This is a genomic window from Campylobacter sp. BCW_4341 (assembly GCF_001764255.1).
Taxonomy (GTDB): domain Bacteria; phylum Campylobacterota; class Campylobacteria; order Campylobacterales; family Campylobacteraceae; genus Campylobacter_D; species Campylobacter_D jejuni.
This window is the reverse complement of record NZ_MKAH01000051.1, coordinates 1-4,976: the sequence shown is the minus strand read 5'-3', so window position 1 is coordinate 4,976 and position 4,976 is coordinate 1. Positions and strand designations below refer to the sequence as shown.

The following is a 4,976-nucleotide window of genomic DNA, read 5'->3' as shown; positions in this document are numbered from 1 at the left end:
AAGGAGCTATAGCTCCTTTGATAGGATCTTTTAAATATATACTTTGCCAATCTTTAAATTCAAGCAAAGTAGATTTCTCCCCTGTGTGAAATTCAGGATCTAGGTATTGGGGTTGATAATTAATATAAGGAGAAGTTCTTAATATACGATCAGCTTCAAACAAAGCTTTAGAATATTCTTGGGTGTATTTACCTACTTCACGCCCATCTTTTCTTTTATCAAATATAATTTGATTTGTATTTTTATCAACTTCTAATATAAGTCCATTAGAAGTATAAATCTCGTAAGTTTCACTCATTTTTATCCTTTCTTAATTTAACCCATGTATAAACCATCTTCCATGATTATGGTAGTGGCTAGTCTGCCTATAAACTTATTAGAATAATCTTGGGATTTATTAATATCATTAAAATCTTCTTTTTCTTTTCTTCTATTTCTTTCATTATCAACATATTCCTCATTTATCCCCTTATACATCACTTCTAAATTATGTTGTCCTATGGCTTCTAAATTCTCCATCAATCTTCTTGCCTTTTGCCTATCTTCTATGAACTTACCTCTTTCATCTTGAGTGGTATTATAAATCCCATTTGCATATTCATATAAAATTTGTATAGCATCATTATAAGCTAAGATAGGGTGTTGTTTTATCACTGGGTGTTGTATTTTATACTCTTCTTTTCTTTGAAAATGTTCTAGCTTATATATATTACAATTTCTAAGTTCTATATTGTTTTTTTCAAAAAATTCCTTATCATTTAAGATATATTTGCCTTCATTGATTTTATCTTCCTTAAAAGCACTTCTTTTCTCATCTAAAATAATATAAGATAAAAGTCTTTTTAAGGCAAATTCTCTAGCTTCACTTGAAGTTGTAGCACAAGCAATACTAGGATAATAATTAAGCCCACCCGTGCATAATAAAGAACCAAAAATAAACTCAGATAAATCAAAACTCATAAATCTAGAATTTATCAATAAAGGATAGGTTATATATTCTTCTTTTTTTACAGCTAAAGGAAAATCATAATTGTAAGTAAATTTTTCATACATTAGTTTTTCATATAAAATTTTCAATCTTTCATAATTTGTAGGCAAAAGTGTATCAATAAAAGATCCTGCTAAATTTTTTAATATATCCACGCTCAAGTCTTTACTCATTTTAATAGAAAAATCAATAGCTAATTGTTTTTTTACTTTTGATATCAAATGAATTTGCTTAGCTTTATCCAATCTTGAAAAACTTTTTGACTTTTTTAATTCACTTGCATATTCTAATTGATTAAAATAATAATAATTTGTTCCTATTTGATATAAAAAAAGCTTATTGAGTAATTTTTTACTTTTTGGATTAATTTTTATAAAACGCCCCTTAGGGCTAAGTGCATAAAATATCCCTAGTTCTTTAAAAAAATGTGCTTTAAAACTAGAAAATAATTTATTGCCATAATACTTTTTATCTAAGTTTGAATCTATAAAAAATAAAATCATTTTTTTAAAAAAATCAGGCTGACTCATAAAAAATTCTGTAAAAGGAAAAAGTTGCTTAATGATATTAAAAAAAGTAATATCTATGGATAATTTTGCAAGTTCTTTATCAAGCATAATATCTTGAATGCTTTTATCTAAATCTTTTTTTGAAGGAAGAGTTTTGTCTGTTTGTATATTTTCTTCAAATTCAATCTCCTCATCAAAGCTTTCATTTAAGGTTTTTAAAAAATTTACATAAGTTTGATCTTCTTCTTCAAAATCATTTTCAAACATAGCTTTGGCTAATTCATCTAAATAAATAACTTCATCTTCTTTTTTATTTTTATTTAATTCTTTAGATAAAAAGATATAAATTTTTTTATCATTATCATAAAAATAAATATCATCAGGGATAAATGAAATATACTCATTAAAATAATTTGGTATTTTAATCCTTTGGTAATTACCAATATTTGCCTGAAACAATTTATATCCCAAAGAATATTCTTGCGTAAAAGCTAAGTCTTTTTGTAAAACATACAAAGTTAAAGTCAATAAAACAACCGTTAAAGGTGAGTATTTCTTAAAATCTACATTTTCATATGTTTTAAACATTAATGGTTCTGAGTTAAGATTGGATTGTATTTGGTCATAGCGAGAATTGATATTGTCTAAATAATCATTAAAAAGCCCAATATATTCTTCTACTTTTTCTTTTTCTTTTTCGCTAATTTCTTCCAGTTCTTTAGGCAATTTAAAAAAGCTATCAATATAAGCAAAATCTTGCTTAACTTTTTCATATTCTAATCGTTCGTTTATATGTTCTAATAAATAAAGTTTGACCCAAGAATATGTTTGATTATAAAAATTAAAATACCCTTTATATTTTTGATAAATCTGTCCATCAAGTTTCACAAAAGGACAAAGTTGCAATATAAAATCATCTTCCTTTTTAACATCTCTTTCTATAAAATAAGAGCTATAATCTCTTTTACTAGAAAATTGCTCTTTTAATCCAAGTTTTTCATTTTTTGTAAGAGCTTTGGGGCGATTTTTTATTATTGCTCCTAATTTTTTTTGATACAAGTCCTCACAAAGCCCTGCATTGTTAAGCTGTGGTGGATTAGTAATAAATAAATAATTTTTACCCATTTTGGTTGTATTGATTTGATCAGTATTTTTTTTATCTAATATCATTTCTACTAGCATGGAAGAATTTAAATCAGGATATTCTGCATAAAAGAAATGATTGAGTTTAGAGATATTTAAATTGATTGCTTTTTTTAATGTTGTGTCAGAATTATTTAAACTAGAATTCATTAAAAGCGTATTATTTAATTTTTCATTTTCAAATTTTAGATTATTTTCTAAAAAATTATCAAAAATACCTTGAAATTCTTCATCTAAAATAATTTTATAAAAACTATTTTTATAAAGACTAATAGAAGGTGCATTAGAATAAGATGAAAAATCTAATAATACTTTATCATCTATAATTAATACATCAGATAAAATTTCTTCATTGCACAAAGCGATAATAGGATAAAGCTTACTAGTAATAAGCTCTAAAAGTGGATAAGCAAAATCATAATAATATTTTTGTTCCTTATACTCTTGATACTCAGCAGAAGAATTATAAGCTTCAAATAATGTATTTACAACAAAAACATAAGGATTTTTTTTGACTAAAGAGACAGGTTTTTTAAGATTGGTTACAGAATCTAATATGTTGATAAAAAATTTTGCTATAGCTCTAATAATTTGCTTATATTCATCATCATTAGATTGAGTAATATTTTTTAAAAGTGTATTAAAAAGTGTATCTAGAGTAAGTTGTATTTTTGGTTTAATTTCTTGCTCAAAATAGTTAGATTCTTTGATATTTTTTAATAATGCATTTAATTCTTTTTGAATTTCTTTTAAAAAATTTTCAATATTTTCTACATTGTTTTCATCAATAATTTTATTGAGCGTTTTATTTTCATTTTGATTAATTGCATTATTTAAAAGTTTTAAATTATTAAAGATAATTTTTTTAATGCTAGATAAATTTTTATCAGAGCTAAATTTTTGTTCTTTTGTGATTTCGTCTTTATTGGCTTGATTTAAATGTATGATTTTAAAAGTTTTTGTATTATCAATTTTAAAATTATCTTCAATAGTATGTAGTGTCTTATACAAAGAATTCTTAGCTTCTTTATATCCATCAAAATCACTGCATATAAAAATAATTTTATTAGCATTTTTGGTAAGATTTTTTAACTCGATTTCTAAATTATGATTTGATGCAATTAAAGTAAAATTTTTTATTTTCATATTTTAACCCCATTTACCACCACAAATTTACAAACATAAAACTCTTGTTTTCTATCTTCATCTTCTAAGATTTCATCTAGTCCTTGTGCGATTTGAAGTTTTAAATTTTGCATTTTTGCAGGAGCTAAAAAACTAAAATGATATTCGTTTAATTCTTTATTATCTTCTAAAGCATTTTTGATGATTTTATCATACTCATGTAGCTGTGTAAAATACCCTACTCCTAAATCTTTATTTTCAAATTCCTTATAAGCACTTTTATAAACTTTAGCAATGTTTTTTGGGATAATAAAATAAAGTTTGATTAAATTAGTATCAAAGCTAAGATTTAATTCTTTAAATTCATAATCTTTACTAAAGTCTTGTTTGAATTGATTAAGAATATTTATATCCTCTATATCTTTTAAATCTTTTAAATCTATATTAAATTCATTTAAAGCCTTATCTTGTTCTTTTTTTTCATTATTGATTAAAAGATTATAGATAGGTAAATTATCTTTTTGAAATCTATCACTTTTATAATGAAGTCTTATTATAGGCTCTTTTAACTCTATTTGATTTTTACTTTGTTCTCCTAAGCCCTCTTTAGGATCAAAGCTGTGATCAAATTTAAACTTACTTGGAGTAAAGCTTACTTTTAAAGCAAAGCCTTTATCTGTTTTACAAGCTGAGATGAGTTCTTGTAAGATTGCAAATTCATTATTGACTTTCTTTTGAGATAAGGATCCTTTTACATTAACAACTTTAGTACAAGGAACACTTACACCTGCTATAGTATTAGGACAAGCTACTATACTAGAGTTTAATAAATCACTTTCTAGTATTATAGGAATGTTATTGTCTTTAAAAGTTTTTCCTTTGTTTGATTTAAGTATGACTTTACCTCCATGGATACATTCTAGGTTTTGATTTTCTAAAAGAGCATGAAGTTTAGCTATAGCTTGTTTTTTATCTACTTGTGTGGTTTTTTGTTCTTTTAAAGTGTTTGAAATTAAGTCTTTATACTCTAAGCTTTGTTTGCTTAAACATTCTAATTTAATATTTAAAGAATTTTCTATAATAGAATAATTAAGCAAACAAAGTTCATCATTTTTATAAAAGATGCTAAGTCTTCCTTTGCCACTGCTTTCATCTTTAGGAGAAAAATAATAACTAGGTGTATCTTGTTTTATAGTATTATCTTGATCTAA

At 24.4% G+C, this 4,976-nt stretch carries 2 protein-coding genes and 1 pseudogene; all 3 read right to left on the bottom strand.

The genetic code is table 11. The features are described from left to right. A pseudogene (locus tag AJN70_RS09945) lies at positions 1–298 on the bottom strand (hypothetical protein); the annotation flags it as partial. Positions 299–315: 17 nt separating this feature from the next. Continuing rightward, positions 316–3,786: a hypothetical protein gene (locus AJN70_RS08355; protein ID WP_070295690.1), complete on the bottom strand. Its 3,471-nt coding sequence runs from the start codon at positions 3,784–3,786 to the stop codon at positions 316–318. Then, on the bottom strand, positions 3,783–4,976 hold a 1,194-nt coding region (locus AJN70_RS08350), incomplete at its 5' end, for a hypothetical protein (protein WP_261670002.1). The genes AJN70_RS08350 and AJN70_RS08355, both read right to left, overlap by 4 nt.

What these genes read in the sequence shown, in the direction of transcription:
- AJN70_RS08355 (WP_070295690.1), bottom strand. Translation starts at nt 3,786, where the DNA reads ATGAAAATAAAAAATTTTACTTTAATTGCATCAAATCATAATTTAGAA.